At 60.7% G+C, this 18,380-nt stretch carries 6 protein-coding genes and 3 pseudogenes; 2 read left to right on the top strand and 7 right to left on the bottom strand.

What is annotated here, in order from left to right:
* Complete coding sequence (locus QTI24_RS21575) at window positions 1-9,333, bottom strand: P-loop NTPase family protein (RefSeq protein ID WP_286603278.1); 9,333 nt, start codon at window positions 9,331-9,333, stop codon at window positions 1-3.
* Window positions 9,334-9,998: 665 nt separating this feature from the next.
* On the opposite strand from QTI24_RS21575, the gene QTI24_RS21570 reads away from it, so the two are divergent.
* The gene (locus QTI24_RS21570) at window positions 9,999-10,556 is read left to right on the top strand and encodes a hypothetical protein (protein WP_286603277.1); all 558 of its coding nucleotides are present in this window, start codon (window positions 9,999-10,001) and stop codon (window positions 10,554-10,556) included.
* A 151-nt stretch (window positions 10,557-10,707) separates the two neighbouring features.
* Here the strand turns inward: QTI24_RS21570 and QTI24_RS21565 are convergent, their stop codons facing one another.
* From QTI24_RS21565 to QTI24_RS31645, 4 genes and pseudogenes are all read right to left on the bottom strand, one after another.
* Window positions 10,708-11,334: a hypothetical protein gene (locus QTI24_RS21565; protein ID WP_286603274.1), complete on the bottom strand. Its 627-nt coding sequence runs from the start codon at window positions 11,332-11,334 to the stop codon at window positions 10,708-10,710.
* A 795-nt stretch (window positions 11,335-12,129) separates the two neighbouring features.
* On the bottom strand, window positions 12,130-14,337 hold the full coding sequence (locus tag QTI24_RS21560) for a hypothetical protein (RefSeq protein ID WP_286603273.1): 2,208 nt from the start codon (window positions 14,335-14,337) through the stop codon (window positions 12,130-12,132).
* 449 nt (window positions 14,338-14,786) lie between these two features.
* Window positions 14,787-15,488 (bottom strand): hypothetical protein, encoded by a 702-nt coding sequence (locus QTI24_RS21555; protein WP_286603271.1) that lies wholly within the window; start codon window positions 15,486-15,488, stop codon window positions 14,787-14,789.
* A gap of 331 nt (window positions 15,489-15,819) precedes the next feature.
* Window positions 15,820-16,005, bottom strand: a pseudogene (locus tag QTI24_RS31645) (ATP-binding protein); the annotation flags it as partial.
* Between the two features lie 79 nt (window positions 16,006-16,084).
* Here QTI24_RS31645 and QTI24_RS21545 point away from each other — a divergent pair.
* Window positions 16,085-16,477: pseudogene (locus QTI24_RS21545) on the top strand (recombinase family protein); the annotation flags it as partial.
* A gap of 143 nt (window positions 16,478-16,620) precedes the next feature.
* On the opposite strand, the gene QTI24_RS21540 reads toward QTI24_RS21545, so the two are convergent.
* Both QTI24_RS21540 and QTI24_RS21535 read right to left on the bottom strand, forming a co-directional pair.
* Window positions 16,621-17,673, bottom strand: a complete 1,053-nt coding sequence (locus tag QTI24_RS21540) for a hypothetical protein (RefSeq protein ID WP_286603496.1) — start codon at window positions 17,671-17,673, stop codon at window positions 16,621-16,623.
* A gap of 233 nt (window positions 17,674-17,906) precedes the next feature.
* Window positions 17,907-18,101, bottom strand: a pseudogene (locus tag QTI24_RS21535) (IS110 family transposase); the annotation flags it as partial.
* Window positions 18,102-18,380: the final 279 nt, after the last annotated feature.

The raw sequence follows: 18,380 nt of genomic DNA, 5'->3' as shown, positions 1-18,380 counted from the left end.
TCAGTAAACCGCCTTCAACTTCTGCGCCTTCTTTGCCAGGTCCTTATCGAAGTAATTCGAATATGTCGACCAGCTTTCGGTCTGGCACTTGGTCGCGACGCGCCGCTTCGCCGTTGAAGGTGGCATGCTGGCTCCTCCATTTGCGGCCTTGCGCACGGCGGCTGTAGCGCTGGCGCCGATCATCAACGCAAGTGGATGCGTCGAGACATCGCTGACAACGTCGCCCGGGCTCCACTTGCCTTCGAGTGAGGCGAGCCGGACGGGCCGTGTCTCGTCCTGCCACCGGCCGGCATCGCCGCTGACCGTCTTATCCGCCTGCTTCTTCTGCGCCTTGTCATCGCTGCTGCCATCGAGTGAAAGTGCCACGTTGACGGCGACCTTGTAGTCGTAGTCGACGATGCCCATGGAGAACGAGAAGGTGTAGGTGGCCGTACCTTTCATCTGGCTGCCTTCCTGCTTCGCGTTGACGTACAGCGACGCCCCGAAGTTGAAGATCCAGATCGAGGCCGAACCGCCGACGTAGAACGTGGCGAAGATTTCGGTATGGTCATAGCGGCTGCGTATGTACGCGCCGACCATCAAGCGGCCCTGACCGCTCAGCGGGCCATAGGCGAAGGCACCGGCGCCACCGTATTCGAACGAGACTTCGAAGCCGACGATGCCCTTGGTGTCCGCTTCCAGCGCGAAGAAGCCGCTTCCGCCATATGGCGCAATCGCGATCGTGAATGGCGAATCGCGCCGCGACAGCGAAGCTACGAAGGTCGCGCCGCGGTTGTCAAAGGGCAGCCGGGCTGCGGCATTGAGCGAGACGTTGAAGATTGCGAGGTTGCCGACGGTAAAGGCGCCGAGGTCGAGTCGGTAGCCGGCTTCGACGCCGATCCCGCTGTCAAGGGGCTGCAAGTAAAAGCCGCTTCCCGCCTTAGAACCGAAGAACGGCGTGAGCTGGCTCAGGTACTCCAGCTGCTTACCGATCGTGAAGCCTTCGTACTGCAGATCGCATTCCGGCGAGCCGCCGCGCGAGGTGAAGCGCACGCCCTTGAAGTGCAGCGTAACGGCATCGAAGCTGCCGAGTAGCCGGATGTCGAAGGCGCCCAGTTCGCCAATCGACAGGAAGGTCGGCGCGCTCGCCTGCAGCAGGTCCACCCGTGCACGTGTGCGCACGGTGAGCGCGCAGCCCTCCTTCGGACAGAACACGCCGGCGGTAGCAGCCTCGGCCCGCTCCGACATGGTGGTCGAGAAGTCGTACGACATCGTCACCGCCGAGGGAATCAGCAGCTTGATGCGTTCCTCGATCTCCTCGCGGATGGCGCCGAAGTTGATCAACGCCAATAGCCTGGCGCGGATCTCCTCCAACGAGATGCGCTTCAGCTGTTCGATGATGCGCAAGGGGGTGGACTGGCTGGTTCGCCAGCCGGTCACCAGGTAGTCCATAAAATTGAGCGCCCTGAGACGAGTCTCGCTCTGGAGCTTGCCCTCGTCGATTGCCTTAACAAGTTGCTCCAACGACTGCAGGTCCCAGTGGAGCTGGTCCCGGTCGGGCCGCGTGGCGTCGATCTGCTCTCCTGTGGGCGGATCGCCAATCACGAAGATGACATGGCTGTCGACACGGACCAGCAGCGCACCGGTGAGCAATTGACCGGCCGTCGCTCCGGCAGCGTCGAATACCTTCTTTCGCTCATCGCGCAATGCGACATAAGCCTGCTTCAGCAGGACAAGTAGGGGACGGAAGGCGCTCGCGAGCTGTTTGACCGTGCTATCGATGTCCACAGGTTCGACGAGGCTGGCGGTCCGGTCGATGACAAAGTCGACCACCACGCGTTGCAGCATCAAGACAGCCTGCGCACCAGTCTTCTCGGCGACGTCGATCGGATTGGTAAGGACGGGAAGCAGTTTGTTCGGTTCTGCCCGCCATTGAGCAAGGCTCGCGGTTCTTGCAAATTCCTGAGCGTTGCCGATGGCTTGCGCATATTCCTTGAGGCGCCTCTTCCAGGGTTCCACCAGCGGCTCGTTTTCGGGCAGGTGCGAATCGAGTGCCTTGTTGAGGGTGGAGAACCAGTCGAGAATCCGGAGAATCGCCTGCAATATCGGCGGCTTCAGCCGACGTTGGGCTTCTTCGACCGAGAGGGCGATCAATGCGTCGCGCAGGCTGCCGGTGACCTTGATCGCGGACTCCCCGAGCTTCTGCAGATGGTCCAGCCCCGAATCGATCTGTTGCATCGACGCTTGCAAGCGCTTCGGATCGAGACCGGCGAGGTTCTCGGTGAGCAGTTGTACGCGGGCGGCTAAGGCGTGAAGATCCTTTTGCGCTGCCAGGGCGGTCTTGCCCACGCCGGCTAACTGTTTGCGCACCTCATCGAACTTTGGATCTTTGAATTTTGGATCCAGCAAGATCTCTTGCGCCCTCACTGCCACCAGGTACAGCAGTGCCGCCAAGTTCCCTTCATTTCCGGTGATCGGCCATCCGCCAGAGTCCAGAGGCTTGTCCTTCGTCAGATCGGGCAACGCCTCGGGAAAAGTGAGCCCTGTGTCGACGATGGCTCCAATCACCGCGGTCGCGCCGTTCGTGACGGGCGCCAGAACGCCTTTGAGAGCTTCGTTTGCGAACGCAGGAAAGTCCGGAAAGCGCGCACCGACCTGTAGCAGCAGATAGTCGGAAAGAATCTGTGACACCTGCGAAAGCAGCGATTCCGGCCTCTTGATGATTTCGTTCACCATTGTGCGCATGCGCAGCAGCGTGGCGAAATTGGTCAGCGTCCGCTGGTATTCTGAGCGCGCCAGCACGACGGGATCGTGCAGTTCGTCGACTGCCGTGGCCGTGTGCCGCTGCGCTGCGTCCAGTGCGAGGCTGAAACTGTTCAGCGCGTCGGCCGCTTTGCCTTTCTGCCTTGGCACCTTGTCAAGTGCAGTCTGAACCGATCTGAGCTCGGTGTCGAACGCGCGCAGCAGCGACACCAAGACGAACTGCGCATACTCGAGAGGTGTCCTCGTGGCAACCTTCCCGAGGTCGTCGAGGCTCTGAATCTCGTTGGACACTGTAGTCCCAGCGTGCTGAAGCGCCTCGCGCACCACGTCGAAGCTTTGCATGAGCGCCGCGTCTTCGTTGTCGAGTTTGGTCTTGAGCGCTGCCCATTTGTCGACAAGCGGGCGGTGCAATGCGAACGCTCCGTCGATCAGGCGCTTCTCGAATTCCCTCAACGAAGCATTCACCACGTCCTGGAGATAAGCGATCTTCAGTTGGTCTGGGTCGATGACAAAGCCGACCTTTTCGTTGAATCCCTGGAGCCTTCTCTTCACCGCCACCTTCAGTTGGTCCAGTGGGTTGGCGGCGATGCGGCCACACGCATCCATCAGGCGACGGCCGCATTCGTAGATCTCGGACAACGAGGCAAGTAAGGCGGCATCGTCGGCGTTGGATGTGGTTGCCGACAGCACGTTCTTCAGGTCCTGCAGTGCGCTGTGCACGTCCGGGAAAACGTCGCCCATTCCGCTGACGAAGCCCTCCGACTTAGCCTTGGCCTGCTTTCCGGCCTCGTCCCATTGGCGGTCAAGCTCAAGGATCAACTGGTGCAGCGGCACGACGACGTTCGCACGCAGGCTGTCCGAGGCGGCTTCCGCTCCGCTCATGCCGTATTCGACGACGTCCCGCAACAGCGGTAGCTCGGAGGCCGCACTCTTGACGTCGAGGAATTCGACCAGATCACTGACCGAGACGAGGCCCAGAATCTTCGTTTTCAGGGCGTCGTTTCCGCTAAAGAACTTGTTGAAGGCCTTCTTGGCATTCCGGGGGTCCGCCGTTGTGTCATCCGGACCGAATGCCCTTTGCGGTCGCGGCGCGGGTGCCGGCGTCAACGGAAAGCCACTTTCCTTGCCGACGACCGAATCGACGACCCCGGCTCTATCGAGTCGACCGGTTCCCGTCAGCGGCCCGCGCTCACGCGCCAGCGCAATTACTTCGCCGGCGGGCCGCATCACGCCGCCGCTGCGGCTGCCGTTTTGTCCCATGTCCATCGTCACCTTGCTGACGATGTCCAAATAGATTCCGAGCCTGTCGGTCTCCTGGGTACGTTTGCTGGGCTCGAAACCGTTCTGCACGTACCAGCCTTCGAATTGTGCGAGTGCGGCCTGCGGATTTCCGCCGGTCAGTCGTTCGACTTGGTCGATGCGGATGCGTGCGGTGTGGATGGCGGGAAAGAACGGCGGCTGGTCGGCGCCTTCCAGCAAGGGGTCGTCAAACTGGTGGACCGGGCCTTCGTAGTCGTTGGGCTTGACGTCCTCGCCCGCTGGGCGCGGGATGTTGGTGACGCCTACACCGCCTGTGGCCTTGAGCGTCCACGACAGTGTCTTGTGCGATGCGCTGCCCGGCTTGATCTCGTCGCAATAGCGGAGCGATTGGCCGTGCAGGTCGAGCGTGCGCAGGTGCTTTTGCGGGTCGGGTGTCTGGAGATCGGGCCTGTTGTCAGCCGTCACGTCGGGCGAGTCCAGCTTGTTGTAATCGCGCACGAGGCGATCCATCAGATCCGGACGATTGACGGCGACGTTGTCGACAAATAGCAGCTTGCCCTTGGTCGCCGCGCCCTGGATCTGCATTTCAAAGACGACTTCCGACCCTTCGATGCGTGCGGTGCGCGGCCAGAACACTAAGCCGGCTTCGTTGGCATAGAGCCGGCCGCCTGGCGACACCGACATTTTGGCCGGCGACATCGCTTGTGGCAGCGTTGTGTCCTCCGCGGGATCGACGATGTCCGGCGTGATGAGCGTGAGCATGCGCACCACGTCTGCGGGGAACATGCGGCCGCCGTTCGGCTGGCCGTATGCGGGAAACGCCTTTTCGGGTCGCGCGACGCGGATGAACATGCGTTGCCGCAAGTAGCAACGCAAGGGGGCGTGCGTATCGGGTTCCTTCGAATCCTTCTTGGCGGGCGCCAGGAAAATGCGCTCAGTCTGCTTGACCAGCGATGCGCGGTGACCGATCGGGAAGAGGTAGCCTTTGTAGACCACTTCGGCGAACACGTCGCGGCCCAGCACGGTCCAGTGCTGCCAGCGTTCGACCGACATCGAATCAAACAACGGGCCGTGGACGATGTGGCGCGCCGCAGCCGGCGGCACGAAGTCGCTGTCGTGGCGCAGCGTTCCGCCGAGCGCTGTCAGCGCAAGCTCCTGGATCTTCAGTGCGCGCGGGCGGTAGATGGCGGTGCCGGCCTCCGCGTCCAGCAGACGCCACTCCTCTGGCAGCTCGACCTGGCTGGAGAAGCGCAGCGCCTGAAGTTCGCCGGTCTTCTCGCGCCGGCCACGTACCGGCAGCCCCCAGGTCGAGCTGAGCAGCACGATCTCGTGCCGGTCGTAGGCGTCCAGCGTCGAGCGGAACACGGCGTGCTTGCCATATTCCTTGCGGTGGATCTGTCGCCCGCAGAGGTAGTCGACGAGCGGATGCAGGCTTTCGACTGTGGCCGATGCACTGCCGTTCGGCGGTGCTGCGGAAGGAGGCGCGGAGGCCGTGGATGCCGCCGCGGACGTCGAAGCAGCCGATGCCGCAGAAGCCGCTGCCGCAGCAGCCGAGGCAGCAGCAGCCGCCGCCACCCCAACCTTGGACTCCGCGCAGATCGACTCTACCGAGCGTTTCTCGTTGTCGGGAACAGTCTGCGTCGCCTTGTAAAGTCTTTCGATCGGGCTGGTGTTAGGGTCGCTTTCCTCGAACCCGAGCGTCCATGGCGCGCGCGGGCCGCGCGGGGGCGCTGCGCCCGCGGGAGAGTGCAGAACGTTTTCCTTGAGGGCCACCCGCTGGTGAGCAAACAGGCTTCGGTCTAGGCCGAAGCGCACGAATTCGGCCCGCATGTCGGGCGATGCGACCGCCCGCACGAGCGGATTGACGCCGCTGACATCGAGCTGCGCAGTCCACAATGGAACGGGTCGCTCCAAGGGCGCAAAGGCCCAGGGCAAATTGTTGCGCCGCGTGCGCCACTGTCCCTTCTGCGACGGCGAGAGGATCAGCCGCGCTGGAAGCTCGATGGCGGTCTGCAGATCGTCGGGAACCACGGAGAGCGAGGCCTCGACGTCAGTCAGGCGCTCCTGCAGCGTGCGCAACTGCTTGCCCCAATCCCTGGGACGACCGGACCGTTGCGGGCGCTGGGTGAGCTGCCCGCTGCGGATGCCCAGCGACTTGAGCATCGCGATGTCGGAGCCAGACGAGTCGTCCTCGCCGCTGCCTTCCTCGCCGATCTCGCGCCGGATCAGCGTACCGGCGTCGTCGAAGGTTGCTGCCTGCCGCGCGCGCGGCGTCACCGCGAGGTCGTAGTGCGCCCAGTCCGTCAGTGCGTCGAAGCTGAAGGGCAGGCGCGTACCCGGCGCATCGCCCTGCGCAAGGGTGTGCGCGTCGCCGTCTTCCACGTCGATGCGCGGACGGCTGCCGCAGTCGACGTGGAAGGCGAGTCGGGACGTGCCGGACAGACGTGCGCGCATGACCGGGTCCGGCGCCTGCGTGCTTTGAAGCAGGTTGACATATTCCTTCTTCGCAGCTGTGAGCCGATCCGCGACCGAAGGCTTGGGCGTGAACCTCAGACCGTCCTGCTCCTTTGTGTTCTCGGGGCTGAAGAACTCCAGGTCGTCCGGCAACAGGCTTTCGCTTCCGGGCTTCCGCAGGATCCACTCGGCATAGAAGTCGCGGAACTGGGCATAGTCCTGCATGACGCTGCTAGTGGCCTGCTCCAGCATGCGTGCACGATCGCGCGGGGAAACCGGCAACTCCGGCGTGTTCTTGAAGGGGTTCATCGCCGCCAGCACGGACTTGACGATGAGGACAATCTGCGACATGAGTTCGGGCGGTTCGGGCTCGGCACCCTTCAGTAGCGCAATGAACCTGTCGGCGTTGGCCAAGGACTTGTCGAGGAGTGTGGCGATAATCTTGTTGCGGATGCTCCTGTTCGCTTTGCGACCGATCGCCATCAGCTCCGGCTGCAGTTCGTCGGGTCCGATGTAGATGTGATAGGCGGGCGGCAGGATTTCGTCCTTTGCGCGCGTCGTGCATTTGTCGCTGCCTTCGACAGGTCTTGCGATCGGGGGCAAGGAGCCGTTCGTCGCGCCGTCTTCGCAAAGTCTTTCGAATGCTTCGACAAATTCCTGGAAAGTCGAGCCTTCGCCTGCTGCTTTGGCCTGGTTAATCTTTCTCGCCTGATAGTCGCGCCGAACGCGAACGTGATCTTCAATGCAAACGAGCTTGTCGAGCTGGAGCAGCAATTCGGCCAGCGATGTACTGAACGTCTTTGTGGCGCCATCTTGGAGGGTGACGCGGAAGGGGGAGGTGTCCTTCAATGCCACATCTGGTAGTGGCGCCTCGCTTGGGCGGAACACTGCTTCCTCGAACACATGCTGCGGCGGGAATTCGGCGACCAGCACTGGCCGCGCGTCGAGCGCGATCGGCTCGCCGTTGCCTGAGGGCTCGATCCGCTGCCGGACGCGGCAACTCGCGCGGGGGTCCGTGATCCAGGCCTTGCCGTCAGCGATTTCTAAGTTCAGGCCGGCGAACATGAAGCCCAGCCGCGCTAGGCTTTCCGGACGGGCGACGTCGACGCGTGCGCGTGTGAGGTCGATGCGCGCTAGCGGAAACTCGCGGATGGCGGCGGGTTCGCCGAGCCACAGGTAGCTCTCGGACACGCGCAGGTCGTTGCGTGCCTTGGCGGCGTCGCTGTCGTAGACCGCCCGCAACCCCGTGGGCGCGAAAGTGAACTCGCTAAATTCACAGCCCTCTGGAGCAAGGTCGCTGCGAAGGAGTAGCAGTGGAACATCAAGCGAGGAAAGCGCCGATCCGTAGCCGGAACTGCTCAAAGTCATCAATGGGCGGTGGGTGCGGGCGCTGGCCTTCTGCGGATCGATCGCGGAACCGTCGCTTGCCGCACCCTTGACGAGCAGCTTTCCTATGCCGGTGTCGATCTCCCAGTTCGTCGTACTGAGCCGACCTGCGAATCTAAGGGTCGGCATGTTCGCACCCTTCGATTCGAAACCTCGCTGGAACACGCCGTCCGTAATGCAGATGGGGCCGAAGCGGCCGGCTTTGGTCCAGATCATCGCCGACCACATGGCGCGGATGCTGGATACGCCTGTTTGGTGCAGATCTTTCGGCGACCAGTCCCGCCGGATAAAACGCCACTGGGGAGGTCGGTCGAGCGCCGTGCTGGTTGCAGGATTTCCAGCGATGCTCTTCCAGTCGACCGGCGGCTCGGGCTCGGCGCAGTTAGGCCATGCCCGGACCGCTGGTGCGGGTGTGGGTGCAACTACCGATGCGGCGACGGTGCTGGCAGCGCTGGCCGGCGCCGAAGCCGAGGACGCGGCATCGGCGGGCGCCGCGCCGGCAGCAGGTATGTCCTTCGCGTTCTGCTGTGCAACCGTCGGCGCGACCTTGAATATGTCCTGGGCCTTGACTGTCATGGCAGTCAGCGCAATCCGCGGCCTTTGCGCTGCGGCGCCCAGCATGAGATCGCCCTCGCTGGCATCTCCCCAGGCCACGAAGATGGGATCCATTTCCAGCCGGCCGGGGGGCGTCGACTTGTCCTTGCCTTTCTTCGCTTCTGCTATTGCGTTCGGCGGCTGATGCGATGCCGCTTCACCTTGGAGCGAAGCCGGATCAGCGTCGCACCAAGCCATACGCAAACCTCTGAGCAGTGCGAGTCTGCCGTCGGGCAAGAGAATGGGCGAGGGCTTCTTCGAGCCATCTTCTTGTGGCAGGATGCTCCACACTCCATTGGTCGCCAGCTGCAGCCGCACCGGCACCTTCACATCCCTCAATTCGTCAGCGAGGATTTGCTTCAGCGCTGCACTCGCATCGACGTTCGTCAACTCGAATGCGCGTTCCTTTGGTATTTCTGGCGCTTTGTCACACTCGCACTTGGCCGACTTCTCCGCGCCCTCTTCGGGTGGAATTGAAATATCCTTGAAATAGAGGGCGGCGCTTTGCTTCTCAGCACTCGACCACATCTTCGTCAGTAGCGAGACCTGCCAATTTCCCTTGCTCGGTTCCTTTTCTTTCGGGGAGTGGCTGAATGTGAACCGGAGAGAACGATCGGCGAGCTTTCCGAATCTGACGTTGGTCACCTCCAGCGAGTAGACGACGTCGGGATTCTTGTTGTCGACTTTGTCGAGTCTCAATCGGAACTTCGCGTCGGGCCCGAATGCCTTGCGGATCAGCCGCCAGGACCTAGCTTTCTCGGGCGGCGCAGAGATAGCCTGGGAAGGCTTAGGAGGCGGTGCGCAAGCCTTGTTGCCCATCTCGTGGGGCAGTTCGCCGATCTCGAGTTCCGGGTACCAGGTGATGGTCAGGCCGTTCGCGTCTTCCTCGAAGCGCAACGTGGACTCACACTTACGGGAGCTTAGCAATGCCGCAGATGTAGCTGTCGACCCTAGAAGCAGCGGTAAGGCGGGTGATGCCATACCCGCTCCGATGAAATTTCTTCGGGTGAGCGGTAGCGCACTACGACTGTCTCCCACCGGCGTGAAGGAATCCTCCAACTCCTGAAGTTCTCCCATTTCGCGCCGCCTCCTTGCAGCAGTGAATCTCCAACACCTAGCTCGAAGCGCAGGGCCGAATCTTATCGGCGGGTTTGATTCGTGCGATACAAGCCCCCTTCAGCTCGCATCGCTCAGATCCTCGACATGTCTCCGCTCTGCAGTCCCACGCACAAACTACAAGAAGCAGCGGCACGACGATGTTCGGAACGGCCTTCGATCGCCAGTGCAACGATGGCTCCACCTTCAGCCAGCCAAAACCGCCCAGTGCTGATCCGTGCAAGCCGGCACGGGCAGCCTCAGTCAATTGGAAACCTTGTATTCGGTTCGCCTCATCCCCAAGACTGATGACACGTCTATCGCAATACACCTCAAAGCCCCCCCTTCAGCGCTAGCGTTCTAGATGGGGTTTTCCCCAAGTGCGACGCTGCGCGATCTTGATCCTCCGCAAAACGATCTTCTCTTGGCGTATGCTCGATCGTCAAGTGCTGAGCCAAGGAGAGCGGATGACTACGTCTGCATTTGTCCGCGTTGCCTGTGTCTGCGTCCTGGGCCTTTGCGCAGCTTCCGTGCAGGCTGATGCAGCCGGTGACGCCAAGCGCCGAGCCGCACTGTCGGACAAGGGGAAAGTGCTCTTCAAGAACACCAAGAATCATTGCCACGCCTTTCGGGACCTTGTTTCGTTCGCCATAGGGCAGACAAAGGCGACGGGCGAGGTCCTTGAAGACTTGAAGTTCGTTCTTGTGGGCGAAGCGCTAACGAGGCGCGGGAGTGGTCCGTACTACATTGGCAATACTCCTGGTGCTCGAGGTGACAGCGGGTTTCAGGATGGACTCCGAGATGGTTCGCCTCAAGTTGAGCATGCGATGGCAGCAATTTACATTGGAAAGTTCTTCCCTCCCCCAGCGCCGGAAGCAGCCGCTGCTCTCACTGAGTTCGGGGGTAAGAATGTGAGTACAGCTGATGTTCTTCTTTGGAGTCTGGGCGGTGATGCAGGCCAGCGAGTGAGCGACGGGGAGTTAGACAAACTTCCAAAGGTCATCGAGCGCACCATGTGCGCATGAGAGCGCAACACACTCGCATTCACACATCTGCTGAGTTCGCGATTGATTGCTGCTCTTTGCATGGCTCCGATCTCGTGTAATCGTCGCAATCCCGAGCAGCCATCGTCTCGCTGGCTGACCGATGACCTATTGGCGCAGTGTAATCAACTGCCTACTTGACCCTGGTCGCGTCAGTTGGATCGCACTTCCAAAGATTCTCGAACGGCCCCCGCATCACGCTGAATTGCGACTTACCGTCCACCCAAACGCTGTGTGACGGAAAGGCACTGGCCGTCAAACTAATCTTTGTCGAGGGCACTCCGCCCTGACAGGTCACCTCACCTGCCACGTCATGCCAGATGTATATGCAACTGCGAGGGCGTACAGCAGTGAACGCGGCGATGCTGGAGTTGTGCGGACGACCTCGGATGCGATAACTGAACGCAACCTTGCCATCGGTCAGCGTGGATGCAACTTTGCGTTCGACCTCGCCAACGCTTTCTAGCGGACCTTCTTTGCCAAACGCCGCTTCGACAGGCTTAAAGGTGGCGCTCTTGACCTTGTTCGTCTCGCAGGTCACCTCTCCGGTGAGTTGGCTCCATAGGCGAAATTGACCGCTTGCCTTCTCTCCGTCCGATGGCTTCTCAGAAAATAGCTTGTCAGTTGCCAGCATAAACAGATAGGCGTCGGTTCGGGTCTGTCCAAGACCGTCGAATCCGAGCGCCTTCTTAGTTGCCTCCGACGGAGGTTGGTTGTTCGGCTCCCCCGGCCCGGCCATGTGGGCAATGTAGGACTTCACTTGAACATTGACCTCCTTCCCAGTCCCTGTTACTGGCGAGAGTAGGAGGCCCAAGCCGATCAATCCGGTGAACGAGGAAGTGTTGACACCAACCATTTGTGAATCCCCAATACTGTCGCCACACCGTACACCCCAGCGGCAGCCTGCGCAGAGGTACTTGATCGTGCCATTTCGGTTCGTGCTGAGCAACCACTTCACGACGACTTGGGGATACGTTCACGGAGACGACCTTGGTGATGGAGCTGAACGACGGACGCCTATTGCCGATGGCGTCTGGTGCCGAGTAGGCCCACAGTACGGGTAGACCTGACTAGCGTCCGCCACCTGCACTGCGGCATGGGACCGAAGAAGCGTGTGTCCACTGGGTGCAGCAGCACGTTCGTTTCCACGGATTGCGCCATACAACACGCATGGGTGCACTTAGGTGCAAGCCCATTTTTTGCTCACTGCGGAGAGGCGCGTGTCGGTAGTCAACTGGCAGCCCGAAAGGTCAGCTCATCAATCCGCTGAACTTCAGCAACGGGCCCAGACTCTCACTGCGGCGGTCAAGAGAGCTGTCGTTTGGTCGGTTGTCGCAGCGATCGCCAGGCCGACGCCGGTGACCTGGCGGCGGGGTCGCCCAGTGCGTCGCGGCCGCGGTCGCGCCGCGCCGAAGGGAGGGCGGCCTGAGCGGAATTGCGGAAACGCCACCATTCGGCCCGCTTATGGAGCCCTATCCGAGATTGGAGCCATGGAAAAGCTGAAACCGAGGGCCGATCGGTGCAGGGCAGAGGAGGGGGCAAGCGCGATCCCCCATCAGAGGCGGCAGCACTTCACTTTGATATAGATTCCCTTCCCAAGGACTTTCGATGCTTCTCGACGCAGGTTGTCATGGAAGGCCTCAGCCTCACGTAGCACGTTCTCCCGCACAATAGTCAGTTCCCGACCAGCGTTCCGCACGAAGTCACCGACTGCCTTACCCGGATTTTGCGTGAAAGCGATCATGCCTTTGTACATATCCATCTGGATGTTGAGCACTTGTGCGACGGTGCTGTTTGGGCCGATGTTGAACAGCTTGACCAACGTATTGTTCTTGCCAAAGCACTTGCCTTCGCCGAATCGATCGTTCTTACAGAATTCAAACTCGCGCATTGCAAGCTTGCCGAAAGTGCAGACTGCGGCGGTCGTCGGTTCTCCGCCAGTTGATGCGACGCAGGTGGCTGCCATCATTAAGTCTTCGTTGAACTTAAGCATCGTCCCGACTACACATGCCCCTGTCCCTGGCCCATCAAAATTGGCCTGCGACGCGCAGCTAAGCACCTTTCCGGCATCACCACCAACCTTCCCGTCCGCCGCACAGGCCAGCATTCCGGCCGTAGACGGTCTGCCAGCGCATCCGACCAATGTGTCGACACCCGGAGGAATGTTCACGCCGAGGGCACGAGCGCAAGCGGCGCCGGCGGCCAGCGATCCAGTCGCACGCTGGCACTCCACTGCCGACTGAACTATTTTGGCCGGCATCCCGGGCAGCGCGCCAAGGCAACTGAGCCTCTGCTCCTGCGGGCGGTTGGCGCAGGTAGTGAATTTCGCGGCAATGTCGGCGCCTGGCAGTCCCTCTGCGATGCAAGCTGCTCGAGCAGTCGCATCGCTCTTTTCTCGGACGCATGAGAGCCTCCTCTGCGTCTCGTTGTCCAATAGACCAGCAGTCCCACATTCCGCAAGCGCAGTGTTTGAGCCGATTGCGCACTTCGCCGCAAGGCGCAATCTCGCCTCCTCCTTGCCAAAGCCCCCTACAGCAAGGCATTCAGCCAGTTTCGATCCCGACGAGTTCTTCGCGCACTTCTGAATCCTCTGAAGGTCCTTTTCCACGCTCTTGAACTGCTGGTTGAAAAGGCACTCGGCTCCCGCAGCGTCATTCGCAACACCGACGCACTTCTTGGCTGCCACCGCAAAGTCGGCATACTTCAGGTTTGGAAGCCTCCCCAGAAGCGACGTGGTCGCAAGCGACCTCGCATCCCGTACGTAGGTCCCTAGCTGCATCAGCCCAACCGCCTCTTTTAGCACCTCTCCTACCACCGCCGCGTCTAGTTTGGGCGCGCATAGTCCTGAATCAGCGGCCTTTGCTCCAGGGACGCAGGCAGTAACTTGAGCTAGGTCCTTCCAGGTGTACCCAGTGCACGTCTTGAGCGCGGCGAGGTTGGCGGCGCCGTTCGCATCAACCAGATGAACCCTCTTGTTTAGGACGCACTCGGCCAATCGCGCTTCCGCCATGCGATCCGGAATGGCCAGAAGCACAGCTTCCGGCTTCGAGCCGAGCGACTCAGGAAGCCCTTCCGCGTACGCGAACGAATCCGCCAATCGAACATAAACTTGCTGCGGCACGTTCAACGCCCGTAATAGCTGCGCCGGAATCTTCTTTGCAACATTGGGATCGACGTCAGCCGGTCGCGAAAGCCGCAGGTCACGTACCATTCGCTCAAGATTCGCCTGCACGACTTCGTCCGAAGCAGGAGTGGTCTCTGCTCGGAAATTGTCCAGCACCTGTGACCCGTCAGGCGGCGAGACCGCGCCTAGATCCCCTACGAGAACATGGAGGTTTGGCTGAAGGAGGCCCTTGGCATACTGTGCCTTCGCTGGGTTCTTTTCATCTGCGCGATAGGCGTACGCCCAACGAAGCAGCAAGTCGAACCGATCCGCATATCGCTCACCTCGCAAATAGGTAAGGGGGGCAAGGCGAAACTCCTTGCAGTCCGCTTGGCCGGCGCAGACTCTTTGAATGAGCGTTAGGTAAACCTTGCCCTTCGATCCGGAGCATTCCGGTCCTGCTGCCGTCAGTTCCTGGGACAGCTTCTGATTCACTTCCCCAAGAGCGTCGCTCGTTTCGGAGATGGAGGTCGCGCTCAAGTGCAACTCGAGCGATGCACGTGCGTTCCGGTAGGCTTTGGCGTATTCGTCGTTCTGCTCGAGCGCTTCTCGATCTGCGTAGACATTCGGCATCGCCGTCCGCGAATTGATCTGGTCCATCTGTGAGCGCAATTCAGTGCCCCACTTAGTACCTCCACCTGGACGTCCGAGCGCGCCGACTTTGGATAAGCAGCTCTCCATGGGGTCATCCAAGCCCTCGCTGACTGCAGGGGTAACCACTCCGTACTCAATTCGACGGAGCACAGGTGTCCCATTCGGAGTGGTCCCAACTTGGGCGGCAGCGATCGTTTCTCCTCGCCGATAAGTAAACGAGGGACCTTGCGCTGCAGCGGATGTTGCCGCCAGCACAATCAAGAAGAAGCCCGAAGACTTCCAGAAACAAGATGAACGCAAGCTGTTGTCTGGCATCTCACCTCCTCCATATATTCGATCGAGCCAACCTGTTCTCTTAACTCGGCGTCCGGATAGAGGTGGTAGCTCCATTGACCGATCCCGCAGCTGTTGGCTTGCACTTGGCGGCGCGCGGCGGTCGGTCGCGCCTAATCCTTCTAGTCGATCGTCCAGAGCAGCACCTTGCCGCTCGCCTGCTTGAATTCGATGTCGACGCTCTTCGTCCAGCCGAGCATTGCCACGTAAGGATCCAGTTTGTCCGGCACGCCGTCGGAGCAGGCCTTCCGCGCTGTGTTCTCGCCCTTCACTTTCACGCCGCTGTTCAGAATCAGGAACTTCTGGCTGCTGTTTGCTGGCAGGGTCGCACCGAGAATCGTGAAGATGTGCCCGCCGCCATAGGAATCTTTGCCGATCCGCGTGGCAGAAGCGAGCAGCACGTCCTTCACCACGGCGCCCAGAAGAAAAGTCGGCGGCGTCGCCTGCTCGGAACTTACGCCCGAGCGAGCAGCCACCGCATTGCCAACGGCGGCCAACTCGCCTGGCTTAATCGTCAGCTTGTACCTGCCGCTGGTGTATGCGTCGAAGCCGGCCTTCACGTGAACGTGAGTGACGTCCGCCGAGCCGGCCGCCTGCTTAATCTTCGAGCGGATCCCCGTTTCGACCTTGCGTAGGTCCGATGCGGTCTGCACGGGAAAGGCTGCGTCCCGCTTGAAAGCCAATGCCACAGCAAGCGCGTAGGACTGGCAACTGCTGCCAGTGGCCTGTCCGCTCGGCTCAAGCAGGAACTCCGGTGTTGCGTTGGCTTCTGCAGCGCACGAAAGCAGTAAGGCCGCGATTCCTCTCCTCAACATGTTCTTCATCTCCTACGGTGCAGACTACAGAGCGATCTTCAAGATCCCAAGAGGATTTGCTTGATCGGCATATCATCAACGTCTCGAGCTTGGCTGTCGAGGGTCGCATGTGAGGAATTGGTTTGCCGCGGCTTAGTCAAGCTTAGTCCCGCTACCGCAGCCACCAACGTCTTGACCTCATCTATGTTCAGCGCCCCTCTTCCGACGCCCGCTCCTGGCTGCGGATACAACCGGTCGAGAGCCAGAAGCGCTCAATGGAAGCGCTGAAGCGAAGATCTGGGTTTTTGTGCTTCTCTCATGGCGCTTTGCTCACTGGCACCGCCGACAGGCGTGGAATTTGCAGCAGGCGGTCGAGGATGGCAGTTGCGATGATGCGATCTCCGAACACCTCGCCCCAGGCCCCGAAGCTCCGGTTGCTAGTGAGGATCATCGGGCCGCGCTCATAGCGCCGGCTGATGAACTGGCAGAACAGGTTGGCACCGACCGGGTTGATCGGCAGATAGCCGATCTCGTCGATGATCAGCAGCCGCGGCGTGGTGTAGATCTTGGAGCTTTTCTTCCAGGCGCGCCTTGGGATGTCCGTCGTTAAGTCCGACAACCCCGGCTTCAGCATCGTCCTGGTCTTCGACGTCAGCAGATGGTGTCGATTCCAGGACGCCGACGAGAACGCCTACTACGAGTACAGAAGTACAGATGCAAGAGGGCCAGAGGGCCGGTATTCAGGTCGTGTACTGTGCCGAGCAATTCGAGAACGACGGGTCGCTCGTATCGACGATAGTCAAGGGCGTCAAGGGCGTCAAGCGAGCGATGGCAGGCGAATACAGCCGCGAGCTTTCGACGAAGGTCTTTGCCGGACAGTGTGCAGGCTTGTCGAACTGGGCTACCGTCAGGGCGGTCTCGCTGGCTTCGGACTTCGCCGGATGCTGCTCGATCAAGGCGGCGAATCAAAGGGCCTGCTCAAGCTTGGCGAGCAGAAGAGACTTCAGACGGATCGGGTGCGTTCGAGATACCCGAGGTCAGATTGGCCGAGCAACGGCCGGACCAGTCCAGTCCCCAGGCAACGACGACCCAATGCGCTTTACGGATCAAGCTGGAGCTTCAACCCTTCGACAACTGAGTTTAACGCCGTCCGCTGCTGTCATCAGCAACACTTCGGCACCTTCCAGTTGCCGGGGTTGACGTCGCTTCTACTAGCAGCGTCGGCGGCCTTTTTCGCCCCCTCGACCACTTGTCTTGCACTGTTTGAGATCGCATCTGGAGTGGGCGGAAGAATGATTGCTGTAGCGGCCTGGACTGCGGCAGCCCCGGGGCCTCCCAAACTTTTAGCAGCTTGATCTATTTGTTCCTTGGGAACACCGCTTGCATTCATGAACGCTACGGTCTGCTCCGCCAATGCCTTTGCTTGAGCAGGTCCGATATTCGCAAGCCCAGGCTGCAACGCTGTGAGGGCCTCCTGAGGATGTGCGATGGCCCAATCAAGCGGTTTCTTGACCGCATCGCGCATAACGTCTGAAGCCTTCTCGTTCAAGTCTTCGATGACTTTTCCAACTGGCGCTAGATTCTTGTCTTGTTGAATTAGTTGAGCAACGTCTCGCACTGCACCCTGGGCTATGACCGTTGTCGATGCAATCACAACCAACGGATTGTCCTTAAGTAGTTCTGCACTAATGGATTGACAGCCCGATTGGGACATTGCGGACAGCAACATGGCATCCGGATCCTGAGGTGCGATAGCGGGGATGGCCTTCGCGATAGCCGAACAGGCGTCGGTTGCATTCGCCAAGTCCTTGCGATCAATTAGTCCATAGAAAGCCTTTCCGTCCGCTGTCTGGACAAGCACCGGGATGCTTGGCGATTGGGGGGGCTTTGGTCCCTGAGGCGCCTTCGGTAGTCGCTCAACTCGGCACCAGAGATCCGCCGCCTGCAGCGCTGGATCTGGGGGCTTTCCCGCCGACAGAATGAGCGACTGATCGACCAAGGGGCACATATCGACCTTGTACGAATTCGGGTCACTCCAGACTTTCACGTCGAATACGCTGTACTTTTGAGACACAGGCGCAGGCGGTGGTGCCGTTCCCGGCGTCGCCGCAGGCGCAGTAGTCGCAGCCGATGGAGCCTGCTCAGCCTGTCGCTTCTCACAGGCAGATAACAGCAAGGCGAGCATCACCGGAAAAGCAAGCAGGTTGGTTCTCACGGAATCCTCCATCGGTCTCACCGGGCATCGGCATTGTGGGCCCAGTCGACAAGGACGGCAACACATTCGGGATCGAGGTTTCCTGCAACCGCATCGCCTAGCGCGCGAGTTGCCTGACGGATTTTTGCTTTACATGAAACCCGATAGGGTCTCTGTTGAGCGTCTGCCCCAATGCGACTGGCCTAAGGCCTCCACAATTCGAATGACATGACCGGCGATCAAGGTTCAAATCACACGCCGGTGGCCTCCATCGCCACGTGGGTGCAGTCGTGCTCGGCCAGCCAGTCGGCCAGTTCGAGCAACTGGGCAGTCGTGGTGCCGAAGCTGCGCACCTCCTGATGCATGGGCGGCGAGACGCATCGCACGCAGGCCACGATGGTGTCCTTGTGCACGTCCAAGCCCGCACAGCGCGAGAAAAGCACTTGCATGAGAACCTCCTGGCGGTTGATGGGCACCGCAGGCAGTCCTCGTCATCGAGCTCTACTAAGCGTGCTTCGGGGCGTCGCCGCCCTCTGCCACATTCCGGGGTGCTCGCAGGACTGCGGGTCCAACTATTGAACGGGCTTACCGCACCAAGGGAAGGCCGACCTCGTCAGCAGCGCCCATTTTTATCCTACAACCACGTTCCACCCGTCGCCAGCCACGCCCCACGCTTCATGCTCCGGGGTTGGGCCTGCCCAATGCCGAACTATTGACGACGACGACAG

Source organism: Variovorax sp. J22P240 (assembly GCF_030316855.1).
Classification (GTDB): domain Bacteria; phylum Pseudomonadota; class Gammaproteobacteria; order Burkholderiales; family Burkholderiaceae_C; genus Variovorax.
The sequence above is the reverse complement of the archived record's forward strand: the minus strand, read 5'-3'. Positions and strand labels throughout refer to the sequence as shown.

What these genes read in the sequence shown, in the direction of transcription:
- QTI24_RS21570 (WP_286603277.1), top strand. Translation starts at nt 9,999, where the DNA reads ATGACTACGTCTGCATTTGTCCGCGTTGCCTGTGTCTGCGTCCTGGGC.
- QTI24_RS21560 (WP_286603273.1), bottom strand. Translation starts at nt 14,337, where the DNA reads ATGGACCAGATCAATTCGCGGACGGCGATGCCGAATGTCTACGCAGAT.
- QTI24_RS21555 (WP_286603271.1), bottom strand. Translation starts at nt 15,488, where the DNA reads ATGAAGAACATGTTGAGGAGAGGAATCGCGGCCTTACTGCTTTCGTGC.